22 protein-coding genes and 1 riboswitch are annotated in these 22965 nt (G+C 73.9%); of the genes, 14 read left to right on the top strand and 8 right to left on the bottom strand.

What is annotated here, in order from left to right; all coding sequences use genetic code 11:
• Positions 1 to 14: 14 nt before the first annotated feature.
• Both DEI83_RS03515 and DEI83_RS03510 read right to left on the bottom strand, forming a co-directional pair.
• Positions 15 to 1679: a hypothetical protein gene (locus DEI83_RS03515; protein ID WP_146243226.1), complete on the bottom strand. Its 1665-nt coding sequence runs from the start codon at positions 1677 to 1679 to the stop codon at positions 15 to 17.
• A gap of 104 nt (positions 1680 to 1783) precedes the next feature.
• On the bottom strand, positions 1784 to 2431 hold the full coding sequence (locus tag DEI83_RS03510) for an NADPH-dependent F420 reductase (protein ID WP_111080375.1): 648 nt from the start codon (positions 2429 to 2431) through the stop codon (positions 1784 to 1786).
• Between the two features lie 101 nt (positions 2432 to 2532).
• Here DEI83_RS03510 and DEI83_RS03505 point away from each other — a divergent pair, with 101 nt between their 5' ends.
• The 3 genes from DEI83_RS03505 to DEI83_RS03495 all read left to right on the top strand — a co-directional run bounded on the left by DEI83_RS03505 (position 2533) and on the right by DEI83_RS03495 (position 4048).
• Positions 2533 to 2829, top strand: coding sequence for a GNAT family N-acetyltransferase (locus DEI83_RS03505; protein ID WP_111080442.1), 297 nt, complete (start codon positions 2533 to 2535; stop codon positions 2827 to 2829).
• Positions 2830 to 3038: 209 nt separating this feature from the next.
• A complete protein-coding gene (locus DEI83_RS03500) occupies positions 3039 to 3515 on the top strand; it encodes a MarR family winged helix-turn-helix transcriptional regulator (RefSeq protein ID WP_111080374.1) in 477 nt (158 codons plus the stop codon).
• Positions 3512 to 4048, top strand: a complete 537-nt coding sequence (locus tag DEI83_RS03495) for a metallophosphoesterase (protein WP_111080373.1) — start codon at positions 3512 to 3514, stop codon at positions 4046 to 4048. The genes DEI83_RS03500 and DEI83_RS03495 overlap by 4 nt, the downstream gene beginning before the upstream one ends.
• Here DEI83_RS03495 and thiD read toward each other — a convergent pair.
• The 3 genes from thiD to thiM form a co-directional block, all read right to left on the bottom strand.
• Entirely contained in the window at positions 4034 to 5629 is a 1596-nt protein-coding gene (thiD, locus tag DEI83_RS03490; protein ID WP_258371042.1) for a bifunctional hydroxymethylpyrimidine kinase/phosphomethylpyrimidine kinase, read from the bottom strand. The genes DEI83_RS03495 and thiD overlap by 15 nt on opposite strands.
• Complete coding sequence (gene thiE / locus DEI83_RS03485) at positions 5626 to 6318, bottom strand: thiamine phosphate synthase (RefSeq protein ID WP_258371041.1); 693 nt, start codon at positions 6316 to 6318, stop codon at positions 5626 to 5628. Before thiE ends, thiD begins: the two co-directional genes overlap by 4 nt.
• The gene (gene thiM / locus DEI83_RS03480) at positions 6315 to 7187 is read right to left on the bottom strand and encodes a hydroxyethylthiazole kinase (protein ID WP_111080372.1); all 873 of its coding nucleotides are present in this window, start codon (positions 7185 to 7187) and stop codon (positions 6315 to 6317) included. The genes thiE and thiM overlap by 4 nt, the downstream gene beginning before the upstream one ends.
• A riboswitch (TPP riboswitch) is annotated at positions 7176 to 7272 on the bottom strand. It overlaps the preceding gene by 12 nt.
• A 67-nt stretch (positions 7273 to 7339) precedes the next feature.
• Between thiM and DEI83_RS03475 the strand changes: the two genes are divergently transcribed.
• The 3 genes from DEI83_RS03475 to DEI83_RS03465 all read left to right on the top strand — a co-directional run bounded on the left by DEI83_RS03475 (position 7340) and on the right by DEI83_RS03465 (position 10211).
• Complete coding sequence (locus DEI83_RS03475) at positions 7340 to 8281, top strand: NUDIX domain-containing protein (protein WP_111080371.1); 942 nt, start codon at positions 7340 to 7342, stop codon at positions 8279 to 8281.
• Between the two features lie 128 nt (positions 8282 to 8409).
• Positions 8410 to 9156 carry a phosphotransferase enzyme family protein gene (locus tag DEI83_RS03470; RefSeq protein WP_111080370.1) on the top strand — a complete coding sequence of 249 codons (747 nt, stop codon included), beginning with the start codon at positions 8410 to 8412 and terminating at the stop codon, positions 9154 to 9156.
• Between the two features lie 104 nt (positions 9157 to 9260).
• A complete protein-coding gene (locus DEI83_RS03465) occupies positions 9261 to 10211 on the top strand; it encodes a DnaJ domain-containing protein (protein WP_111080369.1) in 951 nt (316 codons plus the stop codon).
• Between the two features lie 10 nt (positions 10212 to 10221).
• Here the strand turns inward: DEI83_RS03465 and DEI83_RS03460 are convergent, their stop codons facing one another.
• Positions 10222 to 10584 (bottom strand): RNA-binding S4 domain-containing protein, encoded by a 363-nt coding sequence (locus DEI83_RS03460; protein WP_111080368.1) that lies wholly within the window; start codon positions 10582 to 10584, stop codon positions 10222 to 10224.
• Positions 10585 to 10671: 87 nt separating this feature from the next.
• Here DEI83_RS03460 and DEI83_RS03455 point away from each other — a divergent pair, with 87 nt between their 5' ends.
• Positions 10672 to 10968, top strand: a complete 297-nt coding sequence (locus DEI83_RS03455; RefSeq protein WP_111080367.1) for a hypothetical protein — start codon at positions 10672 to 10674, stop codon at positions 10966 to 10968.
• Between the two features lie 73 nt (positions 10969 to 11041).
• On the top strand, positions 11042 to 12214 hold the full coding sequence (locus DEI83_RS03450; protein WP_111080366.1) for a hypothetical protein: 1173 nt from the start codon (positions 11042 to 11044) through the stop codon (positions 12212 to 12214).
• Between the two features lie 129 nt (positions 12215 to 12343).
• On the opposite strand, the gene DEI83_RS03445 is transcribed toward DEI83_RS03450, so the two are convergent.
• A complete protein-coding gene (locus DEI83_RS03445) occupies positions 12344 to 13840 on the bottom strand; it encodes a trypsin-like peptidase domain-containing protein (RefSeq protein WP_146243225.1) in 1497 nt (498 codons plus the stop codon).
• Between the two features lie 174 nt (positions 13841 to 14014).
• On the opposite strand from DEI83_RS03445, the gene DEI83_RS03440 reads away from it, so the two are divergent.
• From DEI83_RS03440 to DEI83_RS03415, 5 genes are all read left to right on the top strand, one after another.
• Positions 14015 to 15049, top strand: a complete 1035-nt coding sequence (locus tag DEI83_RS03440) for an iron ABC transporter permease (RefSeq protein WP_111080365.1) — start codon at positions 14015 to 14017, stop codon at positions 15047 to 15049.
• A complete protein-coding gene (locus DEI83_RS03435) occupies positions 15046 to 16080 on the top strand; it encodes an iron chelate uptake ABC transporter family permease subunit (RefSeq protein ID WP_258371040.1) in 1035 nt (344 codons plus the stop codon). Before DEI83_RS03440 ends, DEI83_RS03435 begins: the two co-directional genes overlap by 4 nt.
• A 411-nt stretch (positions 16081 to 16491) precedes the next feature.
• Entirely contained in the window at positions 16492 to 16968 is a 477-nt protein-coding gene (locus DEI83_RS03425) for an FHA domain-containing protein (RefSeq protein ID WP_111080364.1), read from the top strand.
• Entirely contained in the window at positions 16968 to 17672 is a 705-nt protein-coding gene (locus tag DEI83_RS03420; RefSeq protein WP_111080437.1) for a MerR family transcriptional regulator, read from the top strand. The genes DEI83_RS03425 and DEI83_RS03420 overlap by 1 nt, the downstream gene beginning before the upstream one ends.
• Positions 17673 to 17856: 184 nt before the next feature.
• Complete coding sequence (locus tag DEI83_RS03415) at positions 17857 to 18417, top strand: MerR family transcriptional regulator (RefSeq protein ID WP_110825505.1); 561 nt, start codon at positions 17857 to 17859, stop codon at positions 18415 to 18417.
• Positions 18418 to 18674: 257 nt separating this feature from the next.
• Here the strand turns inward: DEI83_RS03415 and DEI83_RS03410 are convergent, their stop codons facing one another.
• On the bottom strand, positions 18675 to 19493 hold the full coding sequence (locus DEI83_RS03410) for a ParA family protein (protein ID WP_111080436.1): 819 nt from the start codon (positions 19491 to 19493) through the stop codon (positions 18675 to 18677).
• A 60-nt stretch (positions 19494 to 19553) separates the two neighbouring features.
• Here DEI83_RS03410 and DEI83_RS03405 point away from each other — a divergent pair, with 60 nt between their 5' ends.
• Positions 19554 to 22964, top strand: coding sequence for a pyruvate carboxylase (locus DEI83_RS03405; protein ID WP_111080363.1), 3411 nt, complete (start codon positions 19554 to 19556; stop codon positions 22962 to 22964).
• Position 22965 lies beyond the last annotated feature (1 nt).

The raw sequence follows: 22965 nt of genomic DNA, 5'->3' as shown, positions 1-22965 counted from the left end.
AGCCCGGAGTGGACTCAGGGCACGATCGTCGGCGTGGTCCCCGTGCCGGTCAGGTCCGGTAGCGGCGCACCGAGCGCGGACGCGACCGCCCAGAGCAGCACGACCGTGCCGACCGCGCCGAGCACGGTGCCGAGGAGCGCGACCGGCCTCTGCCAGGTCGATGCCGGATTCCGCATCGTCATCGAGGACACCAGGACCGCGATCACGCCGAGCAGGACACCGACGGCGTGCACGGTCGCGGGGGCGGTGAACCACCAGGCGGCCAGACCGAGCGTGCCGAGACCGGCCAGGGCGCCGAGCACGGCACCCGGCGTCGACCCGAGCGGACGTCCCGGGCGCACGGCCGAGCGAGCCGTGCTGGCTGGTCGGCCTGTGGTGGCTTCCGACACGGGCGCCGCCGTCGGGGCGTGTTCCGGCGTCGTCGTCGTCCCGGCGAGGGGAACCGCGGTGGAGCGCGTCTTGGTGGGCGGGGCCGTCGGTCGCCGAGGCAGGAAGGGACGTCGGCTGCTCGTGGCGCGGCCACGGGCAGCGTTCCGGTGCTCGCGGGCAGGGGTCGGGAGGTGCGTCGCCGCACCGTCGGACGCCACGGTCTCCGTCGCGATGTCCTGGGTCGGCGTGACGGCCGGGAGGGCGCGCGTGACCGCGGGGACGACCGGCGCGGTGACGGGCTGCGCCTCTGCCGCCGGACCGGGGAACCGGGCTGCGGTGCTCGGTGCCGGGCTGGCGAGCACGGCGTCGAACGTCGGCGGTGCGGTGACCGCGGGCGGGACGACACGTGCCTGCTGTCGGGCGAAGCGGGCCGGGGTGCGGTACCCGATGGGTCCGACGGGCTCGGGCTCGACACCCTCGACGACGACGTGTTCGAGTCCGGGCACCGAGAACCGCGGCTGACCGGGCGCGGGCACCACCGGGAGCACGGGTGCCGGCGGCATGGCCGGGGCCGGTGCGCTGCCGGCTGCCGGAGTGCCGACGGTGGTCGCTCCCGCCGCAGTGCCCTGGTCGCTGCCGACGGTGGGCAGCGGTGGCCCGGCGGGGAGCGAGCCGCTCGGGAGCAGCCCGTGCGGAGCGGTCGGCAGCGAGGTGGGCGTGGCGGGCTGAGCCTCGAGGGTGCCCGGCGCGCTGGCGGTCGAGCGCGTGTGGGCAGCGTGGGCACCACCGAGGACGGGTGCGACCGGCAGGGCCATCCCGCTGCCGGCAGCGACGTCCTGTCGATCGGCCGAGGCGACCCGGGCAGCCCCGTGTCGCCCGGCGGCGCGCGTGGTGTCGGCGTTCCCGGCCTCCCCCCGGTCACCGGCGACCTGCACACCGGAGCCGTCGGCCGGGCCGGGACCCGCGACGACCGCGCGAGCACTGGCGAGCGCCGAGAAGGGGACCGTGTCGACGTTGGGCGACGTCGGAGCGGGCGGCAGCAGTTCCGGTGTCGGCGGGAAGTCGGGGACGACCGCGTCCGGGTTGAGGACCGGCGGGGCGGCAGTGGGGCGTGCCTCCAGGACCGGCGCCGCCTCGGCACCGGACCGGGTGCGGTCGGTGACCGGATCGGCACCGGCGCGGTCGGCGACGACGACCGCGGGGAGGACACTGCTCGGGGCAGGGGCACCGGCGTCCTCCGGGGGCGCGGTCACCCAGGCGGGCACCGCGCGACGGGGTCGCTCGGACTCGGGCATGCGATGAGACGCCACGGCCGCAGTTCCTCTCCCTGGATCGATCCAGTGTCAGTTCTACCGGGAGGGACCAGCGGCCGAACGCCCCAGTCAGAGGGGGTGGAACGGTCGGTGCAGGACCGTCACATGTCGCGGTACCGCTTCGCGGCGGCGAGGGCGTCACGCAGCTCGTCCGCGGTCATGCGCACGCCGTAGCCCGGGGTGTCGCGCTGGATGCGCCATCCCTCGGCGAGCGGACCGGCGTCGACGGTGTCGAACCCGAACTCGTCGATGAGGTCCGCGACCGTGCGCTTGGCGCCCTCGTCGTCACCGGCCACGACGAGGGCGCGGCGGCCCTCGGTGCCGCGGGCGGCGCCGTCCGTGGTGAGGTCGGCGGCGACGATGTGGTTGAAGGCCTTGACGACGTGCGCGCCGACCAGGCGGTCCTGCAGCATCTCGGCCGTGGTGGTCGTCTCGTCGTCAAGGGCCGCGATGTGCCCGTCGCGCTGCGGGTAGTAGTTGTCCGTGTCGATGACGACCTTGCCGACGAGTGGCTCGACCGGGATCGTCTCGACGGCACCGAGCGGCACCGTCACGACGACGATCTCGCCCTGCGTGGCCGCGTCCTCGCGGGTGCCGGCGGTGGCGTGCTCGCCGAGCTCCGCCACGAGGTCCGTCAGCGTCTCCGGTCCCCGTGAGTTCGCGATCACGACCTGGTGGCCGTGCTGCACCGCGAGGCGTGCGAGCTGGGATCCGATGTTGCCTGCTCCGATGATTCCGATGGTGGTCATGAGGGGTGCAACACGCTCGCGCACCGGTCATTCCACGCGCACCGCCACGCCTTCGGGACCGACGCATGACCGGCCGTGCGTGCGCGGTGCAGGATGGCGCCATGACACACGAGTTCCGGAACGAGGCCGACCGCGACCGCTACGCGATGTACGTCGACGGGGCGCTCGTGAGCGTCCTCGACTACCGCGTGAACGGTGACGCGATCGCCTTCCCGCACACGTACACGGTCCCGGAGCACCGCGGGCACGGGTACGCCGGTGAGCTCGTGGAGCACGCCGTCACGGACGTCGAGACGACGTCCACGAAGCGCATCGTCCCGATGTGCTGGTTCGTCAGCCAGTGGTTCGACGAGCACCCCGACAAGGTCGACCTGCTCAGCCGCGGCGTCGCGGACTGAGGCCGAGACCGGCAGGGACCGCCGCACGGAGGTCCCGGCTCGTCCCGTCACACCGGTCCCCGTTCCGGGGGACCGCCGTTATCGTGGGGTCGACACCGTCGGCGGAGGGGCCCTCGCGACACCGACGCGGGGGACCGCCGACGCAGCACCGCGCTCCGTACCGGGGCGACCCGCCACCGGCCGACGGCCGGACGACAGACTGGAACACCATGGCCGACCCGAGGGGCCCGGGGATCCGCGAAGCGGACATCGGACGGGCGTACACCGAGCTCTCCCGCATCACCCGACGCGCGAGTGTCCGGGCCCGCGGGACCGCGGACGTGCTGAGTGTCGTCGACCAGTCCCTGGTCGACTTCGTGGTGCAGCACCCGGGGTGCATGGCCATCGACATCGCCCGGTACCTTCGTCTGAACCGGTCGACCATCTCGCGCCAGTTGTCCGGGCTCCTCGCCGCCGGGCTCGTCCGCACCGTCGACGGCGGCACCGGCAACGCCAAGCCGCTCGAGGCGACCGATGCCGGCCGCCAGGCCCTCGACCGATCCGTCCAGCTCCACCGCGACGCCCTGGTGGAGCGGTTGGCCGACTGGTCCGACGACGACGTCGCGCTGCTCGCCGGGATGCTCGAGCGGCTCGGTGCCGCGGACGAGGCCGAGCTGCCGATGCCGGCCAGATCGACCGAGCCGTGACCACCTCGCTCGTCCTGCTGTCCGACACGCACCTGCCGAAGCGGGCGAAGGACCTGCCACCGGAACTCTGGGCGGACATCGACGCCGCCGACCTCGTCGTGCACGCGGGGGACTGGGTGGACCTGGCGACGGTCGACCTCCTGGCGGCCCGGTCCCGTGACCTCCTCGCGGTGCGGGGGAACAACGACGTCGGGTTCGAGGACCGGCTGCCGCTCGTCGCCTCCCGCCGCGTCGAGGGGCTGCGGTTCGCGGTCGTGCACGAGACCGGCGCGGCGACGGGACGCGAACGACGAGCGGTCGTCGACCACCCGGACGTCGACGTGCTCGTGTTCGGGCACTCGCACATCCCGTGGGACTCGACAGCAGCGAACGGCATGCGCCTGCTCAACCCCGGGTCGCCCACCGACCGTCGTCGTCAACCGGACCACACGTGGATGCGCTGCTCGGTGGACGGCACGGACCTGCAGGTCACCCTCGTGCGGCGCGGGACCGGTGCGGACGGGGTCCGCACCGCCCGCTCACACCCGGCCTGACCCCCCACCCGCGGTCGGACCCGGAACGGGCGCACCGGCCGGGAGACCTGCCCCGCCTCCGTCGAGCAGGGGACCGGTGAACTGCTCGGGCATCCGGAAGAACGCGAGCTCCTGCGCGACCGACTCCCGGAAGGCGCGGGCCATCCGCCCGCGCAGTTCCGGGTCCGCTCGTGCCGCGAGCTCCTCGACGAGGTCGGTCGCCCGCGCACTCGACGTCGCGAACCCCGGATCCCCGTACGCCGTGATCCAGTCCGCGAACGGATGCCCGACCGGCGCCGTGCCGAGCCGTTCCCCGACCCACGCGTACACCCGGAAGCAGGGCAGCACGGCGGCGGCGAGCACCGAGACGTCACCCGTCCGAGCGGCCTCGTCGGCGGCCGACGACAGGTGAGCGAGGTAGCCGGCGCAGACCGGGTGCACCGGGTCGTCGGCGTGCGAGCCGGCCAACCGGCGGTGGTGCAGGTCGCGGGCCTCGTCCGCGCAGCCCTCGCTCGCCGAGGTCCAGAACGCCGCGGCGTCACCCGTCGACCCCGCTGCGACCGCCCGGAGGTGCTGCTCGTACGCGCGGAGGTAGTGCACGTCCTGCGCGAGGTACCCGGCGAAGACCTCGGCGTCGAGCGTGCCGTCGGCGAGGCCCCGGAGGAACGTGCACGCGAGGGTGTCGTCGAGCACCGCCGTGGCGTCGGTCCACCACACGTCGGTCACCCGCGGCGTCGGCAGTGCAGCACGCACGACGGCGTTGTGGTCGACGGGTCCGTGACCCTGTCCGACCGCGAGCGCGTCCGCCCCGAGGAGTGCCGCGGTGAGCCACGTCTTGGCGGTGCCGACGGCGAGCTCCCAGTCCCCGTGCCGGGCCACGGTCGTCGCGATCGCACTCGAGAGCGAGCAGCCCGTCCCGTGCGTGTTCTCCGTCGCCACCCGTGGCCCGGTGAACACCCGCACGGAGCCGTCCGGCGTGACCAGGGCGTCGTCCGACGTGGGACCGCCGTCGTGTCCGCCCTTCGCAAGGACCCGGACGTCGAAGTGCCGGGCGACCGCCAGGGCCGCGTCGAGGGGCTCGGTGGCGTCGGACCCGGCGAGGTCGGCGAGGACCCGCAGTTCATCGCGGTTCGGGGTGACGAGGTCAGCGAGGGCGAAGAGGTCCACCATCGCTGCCTCGGCGTCACGGTCGAGCAGGCGGTCACCGCTCGTCGCCACCATCACGGGGTCGACGACCAGCCACCGCGGCCGGTGCCGTCGCAACCCGTCCACGACGACCCGGACGACCTCGGCGGTGCCGAGCATGCCGGTCTTCACCGCGTCGACCGTGACGTCGTCCCACACCGCGTCGAGCTGCTCGCCCAGGAACGCCGAGTCGGGGACGTGCACGGACCGCACCCCGCGGGTGTTCTGCGCGACCAGGGCCGTGACCACCGCCATGCCGTACCCGTCGTGCGCGGCGATCGACTTGAGGTCCGCCTGGATGCCCGCCCCACCGGTCGGGTCCGTGCCGGCGATGCTGAGCACCCGCGGCACCCGCGGCACCCGCGGCACCCGCGGCATCGGCGACGGACCCGCCGTGGTGACCGTCCCCGCGGTCATCGCCCCGCTCCGTCCCACGCAGCGACGAACGCCGCAGCAGCAGCCGCCGGGTCCGGCGCCGCGCAGATCCCCGACACGACCGCCACCCCCGCGGCCCCGGCGTCCCGCAGCGGTCCGACGTCGGCCAACCCGACACCGCCGATGCCGACGCACGGGACGGTCGTCGTCACCGCGATCCGAGCGAACCCGTCCACGCCGAGCGCCGGCGGGTGGTCCGCTTTCGTGCTCGTCGGGTGCACGACCCCGACACCGAGCAGGTCCACCGTCCCGGTCGGCAGGGCCGCGACCGCCACCAGGTGCTCGGTCGTGTTCGCCGTCAACCCCACGTGGCCCTCCGGACCGAGCAGCGCCCTGGCGGCGCTCGCCGGGACGTCCGACTGGCCGAGGTGCACCCCGGCCACCCGGTGACCCGCGTGCCGGGCCGCCAACGCCACGTCGAGCCGGTCGTCCACCACGACGAGGGCACGGTCGCCCACCGCGTCGGCAACCGCGGCCGTCAGCGCGAGGAGGTCCCGTGCCGACGCCGTCTTGTCCCGCACCTGCACGATCCGCACCCCCGCTCCCACGGCAGCCCGCACGACACCGACGACCCCGTGCCCGTGCCGCTCGGCCATGGCGGTGTCGGTGACCAGGTAGACGCCCAGGCCGGCGCTCCCGGAGGTCGCAGCAGCGGTGTCGGGCGCGCTCACGACGTCGGTCCGCTCGTCGCGGCAGCGGCCGTGGTGGCCGGACCGTGGGCGGTGATCCGGGCCTCCCGGACCACGTCCTCCGGCGTCAGTGACGCGAGCCGGTCGAGGAACAGCGGCTGGAAGGTGCCGGGGCCGCCGGCGTCCCGCGCGGCGAGCTCCGCGGCGATCGTGTGCACCGCCGTCGCGGCGACCGCCGCGTCGAGCGGGCGGCCGGGGGCCACCGCGGCGAAGGCGGCGACCACCGCACCCAGCGCGCACCCACCACCCGTGATCCGGGTGAGGAGCTCGGTCCCGTTCGCGACGCGGACCAGCCCGTCCGGAGCCACCAGGAGGTCCACCGCGCCGGACACCGCCACCGCCTGGACGGTGCCGGCGTCCACGGCGGCGGTCGCGGCGTCGCGGGCGTCCTCCGTGCCCACCGTGCTGTCGACGCCCCGACCACCCGCCGAGGCCCCGAGGACCGCGAGCACCTCCGACGCGTTCCCGCGCAGCACCGTCGGCCGCAGCGCGAGCAGGTCACGTGCCAGGGCCGTCCGCACCGGCAACGACCCGACCGCCACCGGGTCGAGGACCCACGGCGTCCCGGCGACGACGGCTGCGGCAGCGGCCTCGAGCGACGCGGCCGACGGCTCGGCGTGCGGCGTGCCGGTGTTGACGAGCAGACCGTCGGCGACGCCGGCGAACGGCCCCGCCTCGGTCGGCACGTCGACCATCGCGGCCGACGCCCCCAGCGCGAGCAACACGTTCGCGGTGACGTTCTGCACCACCGTGTTCGTGATGCACTGCACCAGCGGCGCCCGGGTACGGACGGCCTCCAGCAGGTTGGCGGTGCGGTGTGCCCAGTCGGTCGTGGGCGCAGCGTTCTCCATGGACGATCCCTTCGCGAGTACGAGCTCGAGCAGGTTCGACGGGTGTGATCTCAGCCGCTCGGATGCGGCACCCCGTGTCTCGGACGACACCGTACACGCTCCCGCGCCCACGTCCAGGGGCACGTGCACGACCGGTGTGGGAGGCTGGGGCCGTGGACGACGAACGACGGACCGCGACCCCGGCGGGACCGCCACCCGGACCCCCGACCGGGCCGCGCGACCCCGGTGACGCCTGGGCGATCGGACCCGACGGCACCAAGGCCTGGGGTCGCTTCGGTGCGGCCGGCCTGCTCGTCGACGACGGCGACGGCCGTGTGCTCCTGCAGCACCGCGTCGAGTGGAGCCACCACGGCGGCACCTGGGGCATCCCCGGCGGCGCCCGCCACCAGCACGAGGACCCGGTCACCGCCGCCCTCCGCGAGTCCGCCGAGGAAGCCGGCGTCCCGGAGGACGGCATCGACCTCCGCCACACCGCCGTGCTCGACCTCGGGTTCTGGACCTACACGACCGTCGTCGGGCGGGCCTCCCGGCCGTTCCAGCCGGTCGTGGCCGACCGCGAGAGCCTCGCGCTCGCGTGGGTCCCCGTCGCCGAGGTCCAGGACCTGCCGCTCCACCCCGGCTTCGGCGCCTCGTGGCCGGCGTTGCGCGCCACCCTCGACCGGACACCCCACGTCGTCGTCGACGCGGCGAACGTCGTCGGGAGTGTCCCGGACGGCTGGTGGGCGGACCGTGCCGGCGCCGCCTCCCGACTCGTCGCCCGGGTGTCGGCGCTCGCCGCGTCCGGGGTCGACGGCGGAGCCCTCGACCTGCCGCCGGCCAGGTGGTGGCCGCGGTGGACCGTGGTGCTCGAGGGGGAGGCCCGCGGCGCATCCCCGACCGACGTCGACGGCCGCCCGGGTCTGCCCACGGTCGTCGTCCACCGCGCGCCCGCGGCGGGGGACGACGCGATCGTCACCGCGGCCGAGGCCGCCGTCGTCGCCGGGGACGGGCCGGTCGTCGTCGTGACCGCGGACCGGGGGCTCCGCGAGCGGGTGACGGCCGTCGGTGCCGACGTGCGCGGGCCCTCGTGGCTGCGGGAGCTCCTGCCCGCCTGAGGACCACGCGCGCGAGTCGTCGCACCAGAGCGCGTCCTCCGGATGGTGTCCGCACCAGCCGGACACCGCCAGGGGTGCAGCCACTACAGTTGCGGGCACGTCGACGACGACGCTCAGGAGGTTCCCCCATGGAACGGATCACCAAGACCGACGACCGGGTGCACCGCCCTGCCGGTCCGTGGACCCCGACGGTCCACCGGTTGCTCGCGCACCTGCACGAGCAGGGGTTCGTCGCGGCCCCGGCACCGATCGCCCTCGGCGACGCGCTCGAGACGGTGTCGTTCGTGCCGGGTGTGGCGGGCGAGTACCCATGGAGCGAGGACGTCGCCAGCGAGGCCGCGCTCGTCACGAGTGCGCGGCTCCTCCGTCAGTTCCACGACGCCGCGGCGAGCTTCCCCCTGGACGACTCCGTCGACGTCTGGTCGCAGGCCGCCCGCGTGCCGGTCGAGACGGTCGTGCACGGCGACTTCGCCCCGTACAACGTCGTCTACGACGGCATCGCAGCGGTCGGCGTGATCGACTTCGACACCGCCCACCCGGGCCCTCGCGTCTGGGACGTCGCCAGTGCCGTGTACCGGTTCGCGCCGTTCACGACGGGGGCGGACGAAGGTCGACCCGTGCCGGCGTTCGAGGACCGGATCACCCGTGCCGCCGAGTTCTGCCGCGCCTACGGCCTCGACGACCGTTCGCGCGGCGTGCTCGTCGAGACGATCACCGCCGGACTGGTGGCCCTCGTGACCACCCTCGAGACCGAGGCCGCCGCCGGCAACCCGAAGTTCGTGAGCGACCTGGCGCACGGGCACGCCGACCTGTACCGGGCCGACGTCGCCTGGCTCGAGGAGCACGGGGACCGGATCACGGCCGCACTGCGCTGAGGGCGGTCCCGCACCGCAGGAGCCCGTCCGGCCCCGGCGGCTCAGCGCGTGTCCAGCGCGCTCGCGGCGGACACCGACGCTGCGTCGGGTAGCGTTCCAGGGCCATGACCGACAGCCCGGCGGACGCCACCCCGTACGAGGTCCTCGGGGTCCCCGCGACCGCCGACGACGACACCCTCCGCCGCGCCTACCGGCGTGCGGCGCGGGAGAGCCACCCCGACCTCGGTGGGGACGCGCAGCGGTTCCGCCGGGTGCAGGTGGCCTGGGAGCGCATCGGCACACCTGCGGCCCGCCGTGCCTACGACTCCGGCGCGGTCCGGCCGGGTACGTCGTCGCCGACCTCCGCCCCGACGGGCTCCGCCGCCTGGAGGCCCGACGCCGGTCGCGACGCCTACGCACCCCCGTCGGCCCGTCGCGACTCCCGCCCGCGGGCCCGGTCGTACGGGCACCCCGGCGGGCGCTCGCGCGAGGTCTTCCTCGCCGCGGAGCGCGAGTGGGTCGGTCTCGGCGACCCGATCGAGGACCCCTACGACCCGGTGCTCGTGCGCTCGGCGCCCCGGCACGTCCGGCGGCTCCTCGGCGAGGCGCTGGCCGAGGAGGCCACGGCGGCGATCGTCGCGGACATGGGCATCGGCGTCACCGTGTGGCACGACCTCGACGCGGGGGCCGAGGGCAAGCTCGACCACGCGATCCTCACGCCGACCGGGCTGTGGGCCGTCGAGTCGATCGACTGGGGTGGCCCGGTCATGGTGGAGCACGGCGAGGTCGTGGGCGAGACGCTCGGGTCGGGGGAACGGCCGGTCAAGGAACTGGTCCGTGCGGCCCGTGCCGTGCAGAAGCAGACCAGGGTCCGGTTCACCGGCCGGGTTCTCGTGGTGCCGGACTCCGCCGTCGACGAGGACGTCGAGCTCATCGGCACGCCCCGGAAGCCCACGGCGTTCATCGTCCGCCGGAGTGCGCTCGGGCAGGTGCTCTCCGGCGTCTGGTCGCCCGAGGGTTCGGTCGACGTCTTCGCGATCCGCGACCGACTGCAGCAGACCGTCCGGTTCGTCTGAGCGGCGGGGCTCAGTAGCCCCGGAGCTTCTCGAGGTCGCGGCGCTCCCGCTTGCTCGGCCGTCCGGCTCCGCGCTCCCGGATCGGGACGAAGCCGGCCTCCTCGCGCGGCAGACGCGGCGGGGTCTTGTCCTCGAGGTGCTTCGCCGCCTCGGTCGCACCGACCCGCTTGAGGATGATGCTCTTCACGACGACGATCCGGTCGAAGCCGGACTGGCGCACGCGGACCTCGTCCCCGGGGCCGACCGGCTGGGACGGCTTCGCGCGCTCCCCGTTGACGCGGACGTGCCCGGCCTTGCACGCCGTCGTCGCCGCGGACCGGGTCTTGGTGATCCGGACCGCCCAGATCCAGCTGTCCACCCGGGCCTTGTCCATCCCGCCACCCTAGCCGCGCCGGTCCCGCGTCCCCTCGACGTCCGTCCCGTCCCCGCCCGACCCGTCCGCGCCCGTACCCTCGGAGCCATGACCGACCCCGACCTGCCGACGACGGGTCCGTCCCAGGCGGCGCTCGCCCGCGCGCGGGCCCTCGCCGCACTCGACGGCGCGGAGCTCGGCGACCGGCTCGTCGTCCGGGCGCACCACGGTGACGGTGCGCGGGACGCACTCGGTGAGCTGACCGACCGGACCGCGGACACCGTGACGATCGCCACTCGTCGCGGACCGGTCACCGTCCGCCGCTCGGACGTCGTCGCCGCGAAGCCCGTGCCGCCGCCCCCACCGCGCCGGGCGCGTCGGTCGGAGGTCGAGCCGTCGAGCTGACCGTCCGACGCGATCCGACCGGTCCCGGCGAGCCGCTGACCGCTCTCCACCAGGGCGCACGTAGCCTCGCAACATGGCCGTCCCCGACCCACCCGCCGCCGCTGCCGGGACCACCGAGGACCGCACCGCCCGCGTCCGGTTCACCCGTCCGACCGGCTGGCGTGCCGAGGAGGCCCCCAGCGCCGACCTCCGGGTGCGCGGTGACGACGTCGTCCTCACCGTCCGGTCCCGGCCGAGCGACCGGGCGATCGGGGACGAGAACGCCTCGCTGCTGGAACGCCTGCCGGGCTCGGTCGACGGACTGCTCCTGCTCGGTTGTGACGTCTGGACGACCGCGGGGGCTCCTGCTCGTCTCGTCGAGTACGTCCGCCCGGACGAAGCGGGCGACGTCGTCGGCGCGCACCTGTTGCTCGTGACGGGTCGGCACCGGGTCGACGTCACGGTGGAACGACCGCTCGCCCGCATGACCGCGACCGACGACGGCGTGTTCGCCGTCCTCGACTCCGTCCGGGTGCTCGACCATGTCACCGCCACCGAGACCCGCACCCTCGAGGCGCTGCCGGTCCTGCTCTCGGGGTCGACACTGACCGGTCCGTCGCTCGGCGCCGAGGCCGTCGCCACGCTGCAGAACCTCGCCGGCAGGCGCTGGAATCCCGCCCTGCTCCGCACCGACGGCGGCCGGGAGCTCGTCGCGGCCGACCTCGTGGGCCGCTTCGGCACGGTGCCGCCCGAGACCGCCGCGGTCCTCGCCCCCTGGGCCGAGGGCGTCCAGCCGACCACGCTCGACCAGCACGACGACGACGGGCGCGTGACGCGCCTCCAGGCCTGGGCCGGGACGGTCGTGGACACGGGGGCCGACGGCCGGTCGGTCGTCGCGTCCGTTCCGGCGGACCGCGTGGTCGGGCTGCTGGCCGGGAGGCTCGGGGTCCGCCCGACGTGGACCTGGCCGTTCCGCACGCCCGTCCTGTCGAGCGACCTGTTGGACCGTCGTCTGGCGGGTGGCGCGTCCGCACCCGACCTTCCCGCCGCTCTGGCCGAGGAGGACCCGACGCTCGCTGCCTTCTGGGCGGCCCCGTGGACCGTGTCGGCGCTCCTCCGCCCGGGACGGACACGTCCGGTCGTGGTCGTGTCGGCCGAGGGGATCGGCTTCGCGCGCGTCGGTCGCTCCGAGGGCGGGGCGACGGCGTTCACCGCCGAGGCGTCCGCGAACGTCTACCGGTCGGTCGTCCGGGCCGTGCTCGGCTGACGCTGCTCGTCCCGCGGTTCCGATCGACCCGGCCGTCACCAGGAACGGACGGCACGATGCCCGCGCGGGTCACGCGCGGGCATCGTGCCGTGTCGGTCCCGAGCCCGGGTCACACTGTGCCGGCCCGGGTCACTGCGCCGGGCCGGCGGTCAGGGTGACGGTGGCCGTCGTCGCGGTCCCGTCGGCCGTCGTGTAGCCGACGGTGACCCGGTCGCCGACCTCGTGCTGCCCGATCGCCGCGGTCAGCTGCTCCGGGCTCGTGACGGTGGTGCCGTCGATGCTCGTGATCGTGTCGCCCGCGGCGAGCCCGGCGGTGGCGGCGCCGGAACCCTCGACGGTGCCGGCGACCGGGACACCGCTGGTGGTGCCGGTCGCACTGCTGCTGACCTGCACGCCGAGGAACGCCGGCAGGCCGATCGTGATGGTGTCCGAGGACCGGCCCGCCAGGATCTCGTCCGCGATGCTCTGCGCCGTGCTGATCGGGATCGCGTAGCCGGTGACCTCCGCCGAGCCCGACGACGCGGCGGTCGCCATGCCGACGACCTCGCCCTCGCTGTCCAGGACCGGGCCGCCCGAGTCGCCCGAGACGATCTGTGCGGCGACCTCGATGAGCCCGGTCAACGACTCGGTGCCGGTACCGGACTCGCTCTGTACCTGAATGTCCTGGTCCGTCGCGGTCACGGTGCCCTCGGCGGCGACGAGGTCACCGGTGCCCTCGGCGTTGCCGACGTCGGTGACGGCGTCGCCGGTGCTGACCCCGCCGTCGTCGTCGAGCGCGACCGTCGACAGCCCGGAGGCGTTCCGCAGCTTCAGCACCGCGACGTCGTTCGTCGCGTCGGCCCCCACCACGTCGGCCGTGTACTGCTTCCCGGTCGTCTCGTCCGTCACCTCGATGGCGGTGGCGCCCTGGATGACGTGGTTGTTCGTGAGCACCGTGCCGTCCGAGGTGAGCACCATGCCGGTACCGGCGGCCCGCTGCGAGTCGTCGTAGTCGATCACGGTGTCGATCGTCACGACGCCCTCCGTCTGCGCCGCGGTGGCCGCCGTCGCGGCCGACTGCGAGGTGCCGCCGCTGCCGCCGGTGCCGGTCCCGCCGTCGGTGCCGGTCCCGCCGCTCGTCCCGCCCGGTCCGGGGACCGTGAAGCCGTCGGTGCCGCTCCCGTCCCCGGCCGACCCCGAGCCGGTGCCGGGGACGGTCGTGGCGCCCTGCGACTGGCTCGACGTCGTCGTGGTGTGTGGGGACGACAGGCCGAGTGCGGTGCCGCCGGCGGCCCCGACGATCGCGAGGGCGGCGATGCCCGACCCGATCACGAGCCCGAGACGACGCGGTCGTCGACCCGTCCCACGAGCGGCACCGGGAACAGCGCCGAAGGCCCCCGTCCACCCCTCCGGTGCGGGAGCGACCCCGAGGGCCGCGCTGCCGACCCGGTAGGGGCCGCGACCGTCGGGGGAGTAGGCGTACGGGCCGGAACCGTCCGGGCCGAACAGGTACGGACCCGAGCCGTCGAAGGCGTGGGCGGGACGGAGGGTCGCCGGGTCCGCGTGCGGCGACTCCCACGCCGTCCCGTGCTGCTCGTCACGGGGCTGCCCGGCGTCGTCCGCGGCTCGGTTCGGGGTCTCGTTCATGGTGCTCTCCGGTCGTCCTCACGGCCCGGTCGGCCGTCGATGGGGACCAGTACAGGTCCGCTTCCGATGAGCACCCCATGAACGAACCGTGGCCTGGCCGTGCACACCCTCGGGAGCCGCCGAACGCGGTCCCTCGTGCTGCGTGCGTGATCGGTTAGGCTCGCCGCACCTCCCATGCGTTCCCGAACCGTCGTGCGTCCCGCGCCCGCTCCCGTGTCCCGGCTCGTGCTGGCCGTCGTCCTCGCGGTCGTCGCGCTGGCCGTCGCCTGTGCCCTGAGCATCGCCGTCGGGTCCCGGCCGATCCCGCTCGGAGTCGTCCTCGACACGCTCGCCCACCCGCGGCGTGACGACGAGGTCGGTCTCATCGTCGTCGGCAACCGCGTACCGCGCACCGTCGTCGGCCTCCTCGCCGGTGCCGCACTCGGCGTCGCCGGCGCGGTGATGCAGGGGATCACCCGCAACCCGCTGGCCGACCCGAGCATCCTCGGTGTCAACGCGGGAGCCGCCCTGGCCGTCGTCGTCGGGATCGCCGTGTTCGGTGTGAGCGGGACCGCCGCCTACCTGCCGTTCGCGTTCGCCGGGGCCGCCCTCGCCGCCCTGCTCGTGTACGGCATCGCCGCCGTCGCCCGCGGCGGTCTCACCCCGGTCGGCCTCGCGCTCTCCGGGGCGGTCACCGCCGCCGCCCTGTCCTCGATCACGACCGCGGTGCTCGTCACGAACGCGTCGCTCCTCGACCAGCTGCGATTCTGGCAGGTCGGTGCGCTCGCCGGCGGGGACCTCGGCACTGCCGGCGTGGTCGTCGCTCCGGTCGTCCTCGGGCTCGTCGTCGCGGTCGGGCTCGGGCGCTCGCTGAACACCCTCGCGCTCGGCGACGAACTCGCCGCCTCGCTCGGTCAGCGCGTGGTGCTCGTCCGCGCGGTCGGGGCGGTCGTCACGGTGCTGCTCGCCGGGTCGGCCGTCGCGGCCGCCGGGCCGATCGCGTTCGTCGGACTGGCCGTCCCGCACGCCGTCCGTCGGCTGTCGGGGCCCGACCACCGCTGGACGATCCTCCTGTCCGCCGTGGTCGCGCCCGCGCTGCTGCTCGTCGCCGACGTCATCGGCCGTGTCGTGGCGTACCCGGGGGAGCTGCAGGTCGGCATCGTCACGGCGCTGATCGGCGCGCCGGTCTTCATCGCCCTGGTCCGGTCCCGGGCGGTGCGGGGCCTGTGAGCACGACACCGATCAGGACCACCGCCCGGGGGACCCGCGACGTCCGCCGCCGTGGTGCCGCCCGCCGTGAGGTCCTCGTGCTCGCCGGCGCCCTCGTCGTGCTGCTCGGCCTCGTGCTCGTCGGCCTCGGCGTCGGCGACATCCCGCTGTCCCCCGGACAGGTCCTCGGCGCCCTCCTCGGACGCGGCGACACGGTGTCGGACTTCGTGCTCGGGCAGCTGCGCGGCCCACGGGTCCTCGCCGCACTGCTCGTCGGCGCGAGTCTCGGCACGGCCGGCGCCATCGTGCAGAGCGTCGTCCGGAACCCGATCGCGAGCCCGGACATCATCGGCATCACGGCCGGGGCGAGCGCCTCGGGACTGGTCGCGATCGTGCTGTTCGGCGCATCCGGAGTCGCCCTCTTCGGCGTGGTGCTCGTCGGCGCCGTCACGGTCGCGGTGCTCATCGCCGCGCTCGCCTGGCGCCGGGGGATCACCGGCAACCGCGTCGTCCTCGTCGGCGTCGGTGTCGGCGCGGTCTCGCTGAGCATCACCGGGTGGCTCCTCACCAGTGGCAGCGTGCAGCAGGCGGGGACCGCGCTGCTGTGGCTCTCCGGCAGTCTCAACGCGGTCGACCGTGTCGTCGTCGGGGCGCTGCTCGTCGGCTTCGTCGTGCTCATGGCGCTCGCACTCCTGCAGGCGCCGCGCCTCGGCGTGCTGTCGCTCGGGGACGAGGTCGCGGCCTCGCTCGGGCTCCGGCCGGACCGCGCCAAGGTGCTGCTGCTCCTCACCGCCGTGCTCCTCACCGCGGGGGCCGTCGCCACCGCCGGGCCGGTGTCGTTCGTCGCGCTCATGGCCGCCCCGATCGCCAGGAGGCTCGTCGGCGGCGGACGCACCGCCCTCGGCCCGGCGGCCGCGGTCGGTGCGGTCGTGACGCTGGGGTCCGACCTCGTCGCGCAGTTCGCACTGCCCGGTGTGACCCTGCCCGTCGGGGTCGTCACCGGGGTGGTCGGCGCGCCGTACCTGCTCTGGCTCCTCGCGCGCGGACGCTGACCGGGTGCCACCGGGACGCTGACCGGCCGGAGCCGACCCGGAGAGTCCGCGCGTGCTGGGAAGCCGAGCGGATGCGGTCCGGGACGCGCTCGACCTGTGTGGACCGGGCCTCCAGGCGGGGCGCAGCCCCCGGTCGGACTCGCCGGTCCGGCACGGGCGACCGGGTGCTGTTCGACGGCACGCCGTACCAGGCGGAGTGGTGGAACACCGGCGACAGCCCCGAGGCGTCGACCAGCGACCCGGACGGCTCGCCCTGGATCCGGTTGCACACCTGCGTGGACGGGTCCGGCAGGCTCCGGACGGGAGGCTCCCCACCGGTCGGTGGGGAGCCTCCCGTGTCCCCTGTGGACGGGGCTCTCGCCGACCCGCCGGTTTCCGATACGCTGGACGACCAAGAGGAGGAGGTCCACGATGCCAGATCCAGTGGTCCCGCAGCCGGGACGACGAACCCCGGAGCAGCGGCTGGTCGACACCACGCTGACCTTCAGCATGGAGAACGCCGCGGCGCTCACGCCCGAGGCCGGAGTCTCTGCGGAAGAACGCGACGCGATCTCGGCGCTGCCGTCGGGGTCGGCGCTGCTCGTCGTCCGACGCGGTCCCAACGTCGGAGCGCGTTTCCTCCTCGACTCGGACGTCACGACGGCCGGTCGACACCCGGACGCCGACATCTTCCTCGACGACGTCACGGTCTCACGCAAGCACGCCGACTTCGTCCGCCGCGGGACGTCGTTCAGCGTGAAGGACCTCGGGTCCCTCAACGGGACGTACTTCGACGGTGTGCGCATCGACGAAGCACTGCTCGTCGACGGTTCCGAAGTCCAGGTGGGCAAGTTCCGCCTGACGTTCTACGCTTCCCGGGTCGACCTGGCGCGCCTGGCGAACGCGTAGTGGCCCCCCGCTCCGCTGCGGCGCGGGCGGTGTCGCCGGCGCCGGACCTGCTCACGATCGGTCAGGTGCTGGCACGACTGAAGCCGGACTTCCCGGACCTGTCGAGCTCGAAGCTCCGGTTCCTCGAGGAGCGCGAGCTCGTCACGCCCGTTCGGACACAGAGCGGCTACCGGAAGTTCTCGCCCGCCGACGTCGACCGGCTGCGCATCGTCCTCGGCCTGCAGCGGGACCACTACCTGCCGCTCAAGGTCATCAAGGAGTACCTCGCCGACCTCGACGCGGGGCGCGAGCCGAACCTGCCGGGTGGTGGGGACGTCCCCCGTCCGTCGATGCTCGGGCGCGAGCGTCGGTACTCGCGGGACGAACTCCAGCGTGCGGCGGGGGCGTCCCCGATGCTGGTGGGGGACGCGGTGTCGTCCTCGCTCATCCCGGCGGCGGACACCTACGGCGAGGAGTCCGTCGGCGTCCTCAAGGCCCTCGTCGAGCTGCAGCGCTCCGGGATCGAGCCGCGACACCTCCGGACCTTCCGTGCCACCGCCGAGCGCGAGGTCGGACTCATCGAGTCCGCGCTCATGCCGGTGTCCCGCCGGGGTGACGCCACCTCGCGTGCGAAGGCGCTCGAACTCGCCCGGGAGATCGCCGGACACCTCGAGGTCATCCGTTCGTCACTCATCCGAGCGGCCATCGGTCGGCTCGACTCGTGAGCGCTCAGGGCGTCGTCGACCCTCGACGTGGGTCGGTGCCGGGGCATATCCTCGACACGCCGGACGCGCCGGAGCGGATGTCCCGCCTCCACGCCGCCCGACTCGCTACCGTGGACCTCGGAACAACTCTCAACCCGCTGTTGAAGCTTCGGGTGGGAGCTCGATCGTCGTGGAAGGCAAGCTGATGAGTGGGAACGATGTCCCCGGTACCCCGTCTGACATGACGCGGTACGACCTCGGGCTGCTGTTCACCGACGGCCTGCCCGAGCATGACGAGCAGAACGGCTACCGCGGCACCGTCGCCGCGAAGGCAGCCGGCATCAGCTACCGCCAGCTCGACTACTGGGCCCGCACCGAGCTCGTCCAGCCCACCATCCGCGGCGCTGCCGGATCCGGGTCGCAGCGGCTCTACGGCTTCCGCGACATCCTCGTGCTCAAGCTCGTCAAGCGCCTGCTCGACACCGGCATCTCCCTGCAGCAGATCCGCACCGCCGTGAACCAGCTCCGCGAAGCCGGCGTGAGCGACCTGGCGCAGACCACCCTCATGTCTGACGGTGCCTCGGTCTACCTGTGCACCTCGGACGACGAGGTCATCGACCTGGTGTCCCGCGGCCAGGGCGTGTTCGGCATCGCGGTCGGCAAGGTCCTGCGCGAGGTCGAGTCCTCGCTGGTCGAGCTCGACGCCACCCCGGCGGAGGACCCGAGCGACGAACTCGCGGCGCGCCGCGCGACGCGCGCCTCCTGACGCCGCCGGCGTCCTGACGCGGCCGCTCGGCGCCTCCCGGGCCGCCAGCCAGCTCCAGGTTCCGGGATCGCGGCATCTCGACGTCCGAGATCCCGGACTCCTGGAACCGCGACGACCGCATGCGGCACGTCGTGGAACCGTGACGTACCGCTGACGGTGGGCCGCAGGGGCCCAGACTCGAGCCCCAGCAGTGGCAGCACCGCACCGGGAACGACGAAGGGCCGCCCGCGGGCGACCCTCCGGATGACGAACCCGCGTCAGGCGATCGCGCCCGCGCCGTCGGCGTACGGCCCGATCTTGCCCGTGCGCATGATCCGCTCGAGCAGCTGGTCGAAGTTCCGCGCCATCTCCTGCGCCGACTCACCCGGCCACACGTGCAGCGGCTTCGCAGCACCCTGCGCCTGCTGGAGCGAGGTGCGCTCGGGCAGCTGCGGGGAGAGCACCAGCGGGCCGAACATGTCGCGCAGTTCCTTGATGCGGAACTGGTGCTCGAGGGACTGCACCCGCGCGCGGTTCACGATGATGCCGAGCGGCTGGAGGCGCGGCGAGAGTCCGCGACGGATCTCCTCGATCGCACGGAGGGCGCGGTCGGCGGCGGCGACGGAGAACAGGCCGGGCTCGGTGACGACCGAGACCCGGTCGGACGCAGCCCAGGCGGTGCGGGTCAGCGCGTTCAGCGAGGGAGCGCAGTCGATGAGGACGAGGTCGTAGTCGGCCTCGACGTTCGCCAGCGCCTCCTCCAGCTTCCAGATGTCGCGGATCGACGGGTGCGGCCCGTCGAAGTTGATGGCCGAGGGGGAGCCGACCATCACGTCGATCTTGCCCTGGGACCCCTTCGTCCACCCGGACGGGGCGATCGCCTGACGGACGATCTTCTCCTTCGGGTTCTCGAGGACGTCGGCCACGTTGAGGTGCCCGGTCAGGTCGATGTCGAGGCCCGTCGAGACGTCCGACTGCGGATCGAGGTCCACCACCAGGGTGCGCAGACCCTTGGCGAACGCTGCCGAGGTCAGGCCGAGTGTCACGGTCGTCTTGCCGACACCGCCCTTGAGGGAGCTCACGCTGAGTACATGCACGATGAGCAACGTTACCGCCAGTAGGGTTGTGACACCTCAACCCGGGCTGAAAGGGACCTCGTGTTCGACAAGATCCTGGTCGCCAACCGTGGCGAGATCGCCATCCGAGCATTCCGTGCGGCGTACGAGCTCGGTGCCCGCACCGTGGCCGTCTACCCGTACGAGGACCGCAACTCCCTGCACCGGTTGAAGGCCGACGAGGCGTACCTCATCGGGGAGCGCGGGCATCCGGTCCGGGCCTACCTGGACGTCTCCGAGATCATCCGGGTCGCGCGCGAGTCGGGTGCCGACGCGATCTACCCGGGCTACGGCTTCCTGTCCGAGAACCCGGAGCTCGCCGCTGCGGCCGCGGCCGCGGGCATCACGTTCATCGGCCCGGGCGAGCACGTGCTCGAGATGGCCGGCAACAAGGTCACCGCGAAGGAGCACGCGATCGCCGCCGGGGTCCCGGTCCTGGCGAGCACGCCGGCCAGCCGCGACGTCGACGAACTCGTCGCCGGGGCCGAGGCGATCGGCTTCCCGGTGTTCGCGAAGGCGGTCGCCGGTGGTGGCGGTCGCGGCATGCGCCGGGTGGAGACGCCCGCGGAGCTCCGTCCGGCCCTCGAGGAAGCGATGCGCGAAGCCGACAGCGCGTTCGGCGACCCGACGATGTTCCTCGAGCAGGCGGTCCTGCGCCCGCGGCACATCGAGGTGCAGATCCTGGCCGACGCCACGGGCAGCGAGACCGGCACGATCCACCTGTTCGAGCGGGACTGCTCCGTGCAGCGCCGCAACCAGAAGGTCGTCGAGATCGCCCCGGCGCCCGACCTCGACCCGTCGATCGCGGCGGCGCTCCACCGCGACGCCGTGGCCTTCGCGCGGTCGATCGGGTACGTCAACGCCGGCACCGTGGAGTTCCTCCTCGACACGGTGGGGGAGCGAGCGGGGCAGCACGTCTTCATCGAGATGAACCCCCGCATCCAGGTCGAGCACACCGTCACCGAAGAGGTGACCGACGTCGACCTCGTGCAGTCGCAGATGCGCATCGCCGCCGGGGCGACGCTCGCCGAGCTCGGCCTGACCCAGGACACCGTCTCGGTGCACGGCGCGGCGCTGCAGACCCGCATCACGACCGAGGACCCGACGCAGGGCTTCCGCCCGGACACCGGCCGGATCACGACCTACCGCAGTCCGGGCGGAGCGGGCGTCCGCCTCGACGGCGGCACCGTGGCCACCGGCGCCCAGATCAGCCCGCACTTCGACTCGATGCTCGCGAAGATGACGTGCCGCGGTCGGGACTTCCCCGCCGCGGTCGCGCGGGCGCGCCGTGCCCTCGCCGAGTTCCGGATCCGCGGCGTCAGCACGAACATCCCGTTCCTGCAGGCCGTCCTCGAGGACCCGGACTTCGCCCGTGGTGACGTCTCGACCGCGTTCATCGCCGAGCGTCCGCAGCTGTTCGACGGCCACGTGTCGAAGGACCGCGGCACGAAGGTCCTCAACTGGCTCGCCGACGTCACCGTCAACAAGCCCAACGGCTCACCCGCCGCGCACGTGGTCGACCCGGCGCTGAAGCTGCCGACCACGGACCTCGCGGCACCGGTGCCGGAGGGACAGCGCGACCTGCTGCTGCGCGTCGGTCCGGCCGCGTGGTCCGAGGCGCTCCGCGCGCAGACCGCCCTCGCGGTGACCGAGACGACGATGCGGGACGCACACCAGTCGTTGCTCGCCACCCGGGTCCGCACGAAGGACCTCGTCGCGGTCGCCCCGCACGTCGCGCGGCTCACCCCGCAGCTGCTCAGCGTCGAGGCCTGGGGCGGTGCGACCTACGACGTCGCGCTCCGGTTCCTCGGCGAGGACCCCTGGGAGCGCCTGACCGCGTTGCGTCAGGCGATGCCGAACATCCCGATCCAGATGCTGCTGCGCGGTCGCAACACCGTCGGCTACACGCCGTACCCGACCGAGGTGACGGACGCGTTCGTCGCCGAGGCCGCCGCCACCGGCGTCGACGTGTTCCGGGTCTTCGACGCGCTGAACGACGTCGGTCAGCTGCGTCCCGCCCTGGAGGCCGTGCTCGCCACCGGCACGGCGGTCGCGGAAGCGGCGCTCTGCTACACGGGCGACCTCCTCGACCCGGCCGAGGACCTGTACACGCTCGACTACTACCTGCGACTCGCGGAGCAGATGGTCGAGGCCGGCGCGCACGTCATCGGGATCAAGGACATGGCGGGGCTCCTCCGCGCGGGTGCTGCGGAGAAGCTCGTCGGCGCGCTGCGCGAGCGCTTCGACCAGCCCGTCCACGTGCACACGCACGACACCGCCGGTGGTCAGCTCGCGACGCTCCTCGCGGCCTCCCGGGCCGGTGCGGACGCCGTCGACGTCGCCGCGGCACCGATGGCCGGGACGACCAGTCAGCCGAGCATGTCGGCTCTCGTCGCCGCACTGGCCCACACCGAACGCGACACCGGCATCGACCTCGGTGCCGTCGGGGACCTCGAGCCCTACTGGGAAGCGGTCCGCCGCGCCTACGCCCCGTTCGAGTCCGGGCTCGCCGGGCCGACCGGCCGCGTGTACAAGCACGAGATCCCGGGCGGACAGTTGTCGAACCTCCGACAGCAGGCCATCGCCCTCGGGCTCGGCGACCGGTTCGAGCAGGTCGAGGACTGGTACGCCGAGGCGAACCGGATCCTCGGCCGTCCGACGAAGGTCACGCCGTCGTCGAAGGTCGTCGGCGACCTCGCGCTCCAGCTCGCCGCGGTCGACGCCGACCCTGCCGACTTCGAGCAACACCCGGAGAAGTACGACGTGCCGGACTCGGTGATCGGCTTCATGGCGGGCGAACTCGGCGACCTGCCGGGCGGGTGGCCGGAGCCGTTCCGGTCGAAGGTCCTGGCCGGGCGGGACGTCCGGATCGAGGTCACCCCGGTCCCGGAGCACGAGCGAGCAGCCCTCGGTACTCCGGGCACCGTCCGCCAGCAGGCCCTCAACCGGCTGCTGTTCGAGCAGCCGACCCGGCAGTTCCAGCAGGTCCGCGACGAGTTCGGCGACCTGTCGGTGGTCCCGACCGTCGACTACCTCTACGGCCTGCGCCAGGGGGAGGAGCACGTGGTGCCGCTCGGCAAGGGCGTGAACCTGCTCGTCGGGCTCGAGGCGATCGGCGAGGTCGACGCCCGGGGCATCCGGACCGTGATGGCCACCATGAACGGGCAGCTGCGGCCGGTGGCCGTGCGTGACCGGTCGGTCGTCGTCGAGACCAAGGCCGCCGAGAAGGCGGACCGGTCCGACCCGAAGCACGTCGCAGCCCCGTTCTCCGGGGTCGTGACGCTCAAGGTCGCCGTCGGTGACGTCGTCGAGGCCGGTCAGGCCGTGGCGAGCATCGAGGCGATGAAGATGGAAGCGGCCATCACGGCTCCCGTCGCGGGGACCGTCGGCCGTCTCGCGATCCCGGTGACCCAGCAGGTGGACGCCGGCGACCTCCTGGTGGTGCTGCAGTAAC

This window comes from Curtobacterium sp. MCBD17_021 (assembly GCF_003234525.1).
Lineage (GTDB): Bacteria > Actinomycetota > Actinomycetes > Actinomycetales > Microbacteriaceae > Curtobacterium.
Note: the sequence above shows the minus strand (reverse complement) of the source record. Positions and strands in the feature narration are given on the sequence as shown.

What these genes read in the sequence shown, in the direction of transcription:
- DEI83_RS03460 (WP_111080368.1), bottom strand. Translation starts at nt 10,584, where the DNA reads ATGGACAAGGCCCGGGTGGACAGCTGGATCTGGGCGGTCCGGATCACC.
- thiD (WP_258371042.1), bottom strand. Translation starts at nt 5,629, where the DNA reads ATGACCGCGGGGACGGTCACCACGGCGGGTCCGTCGCCGATGCCGCGG.
- DEI83_RS03450 (WP_111080366.1), top strand. Translation starts at nt 11,042, where the DNA reads ATGGCCGTCCCCGACCCACCCGCCGCCGCTGCCGGGACCACCGAGGAC.
- DEI83_RS03505 (WP_111080442.1), top strand. Translation starts at nt 2,533, where the DNA reads ATGACACACGAGTTCCGGAACGAGGCCGACCGCGACCGCTACGCGATG.
- DEI83_RS03510 (WP_111080375.1), bottom strand. Translation starts at nt 2,431, where the DNA reads ATGACCACCATCGGAATCATCGGAGCAGGCAACATCGGATCCCAGCTC.
- DEI83_RS03470 (WP_111080370.1), top strand. Translation starts at nt 8,410, where the DNA reads ATGGAACGGATCACCAAGACCGACGACCGGGTGCACCGCCCTGCCGGT.
- DEI83_RS03425 (WP_111080364.1), top strand. Translation starts at nt 16,492, where the DNA reads ATGCCAGATCCAGTGGTCCCGCAGCCGGGACGACGAACCCCGGAGCAG.
- DEI83_RS03465 (WP_111080369.1), top strand. Translation starts at nt 9,261, where the DNA reads ATGACCGACAGCCCGGCGGACGCCACCCCGTACGAGGTCCTCGGGGTC.
- DEI83_RS03440 (WP_111080365.1), top strand. Translation starts at nt 14,015, where the DNA reads ATGCGTTCCCGAACCGTCGTGCGTCCCGCGCCCGCTCCCGTGTCCCGG.
- DEI83_RS03445 (WP_146243225.1), bottom strand. Translation starts at nt 13,840, where the DNA reads ATGAACGAGACCCCGAACCGAGCCGCGGACGACGCCGGGCAGCCCCGT.
- thiM (WP_111080372.1), bottom strand. Translation starts at nt 7,187, where the DNA reads ATGGAGAACGCTGCGCCCACGACCGACTGGGCACACCGCACCGCCAAC.
- DEI83_RS03455 (WP_111080367.1), top strand. Translation starts at nt 10,672, where the DNA reads ATGACCGACCCCGACCTGCCGACGACGGGTCCGTCCCAGGCGGCGCTC.
- DEI83_RS03500 (WP_111080374.1), top strand. Translation starts at nt 3,039, where the DNA reads ATGGCCGACCCGAGGGGCCCGGGGATCCGCGAAGCGGACATCGGACGG.
- DEI83_RS03415 (WP_110825505.1), top strand. Translation starts at nt 17,857, where the DNA reads ATGAGTGGGAACGATGTCCCCGGTACCCCGTCTGACATGACGCGGTAC.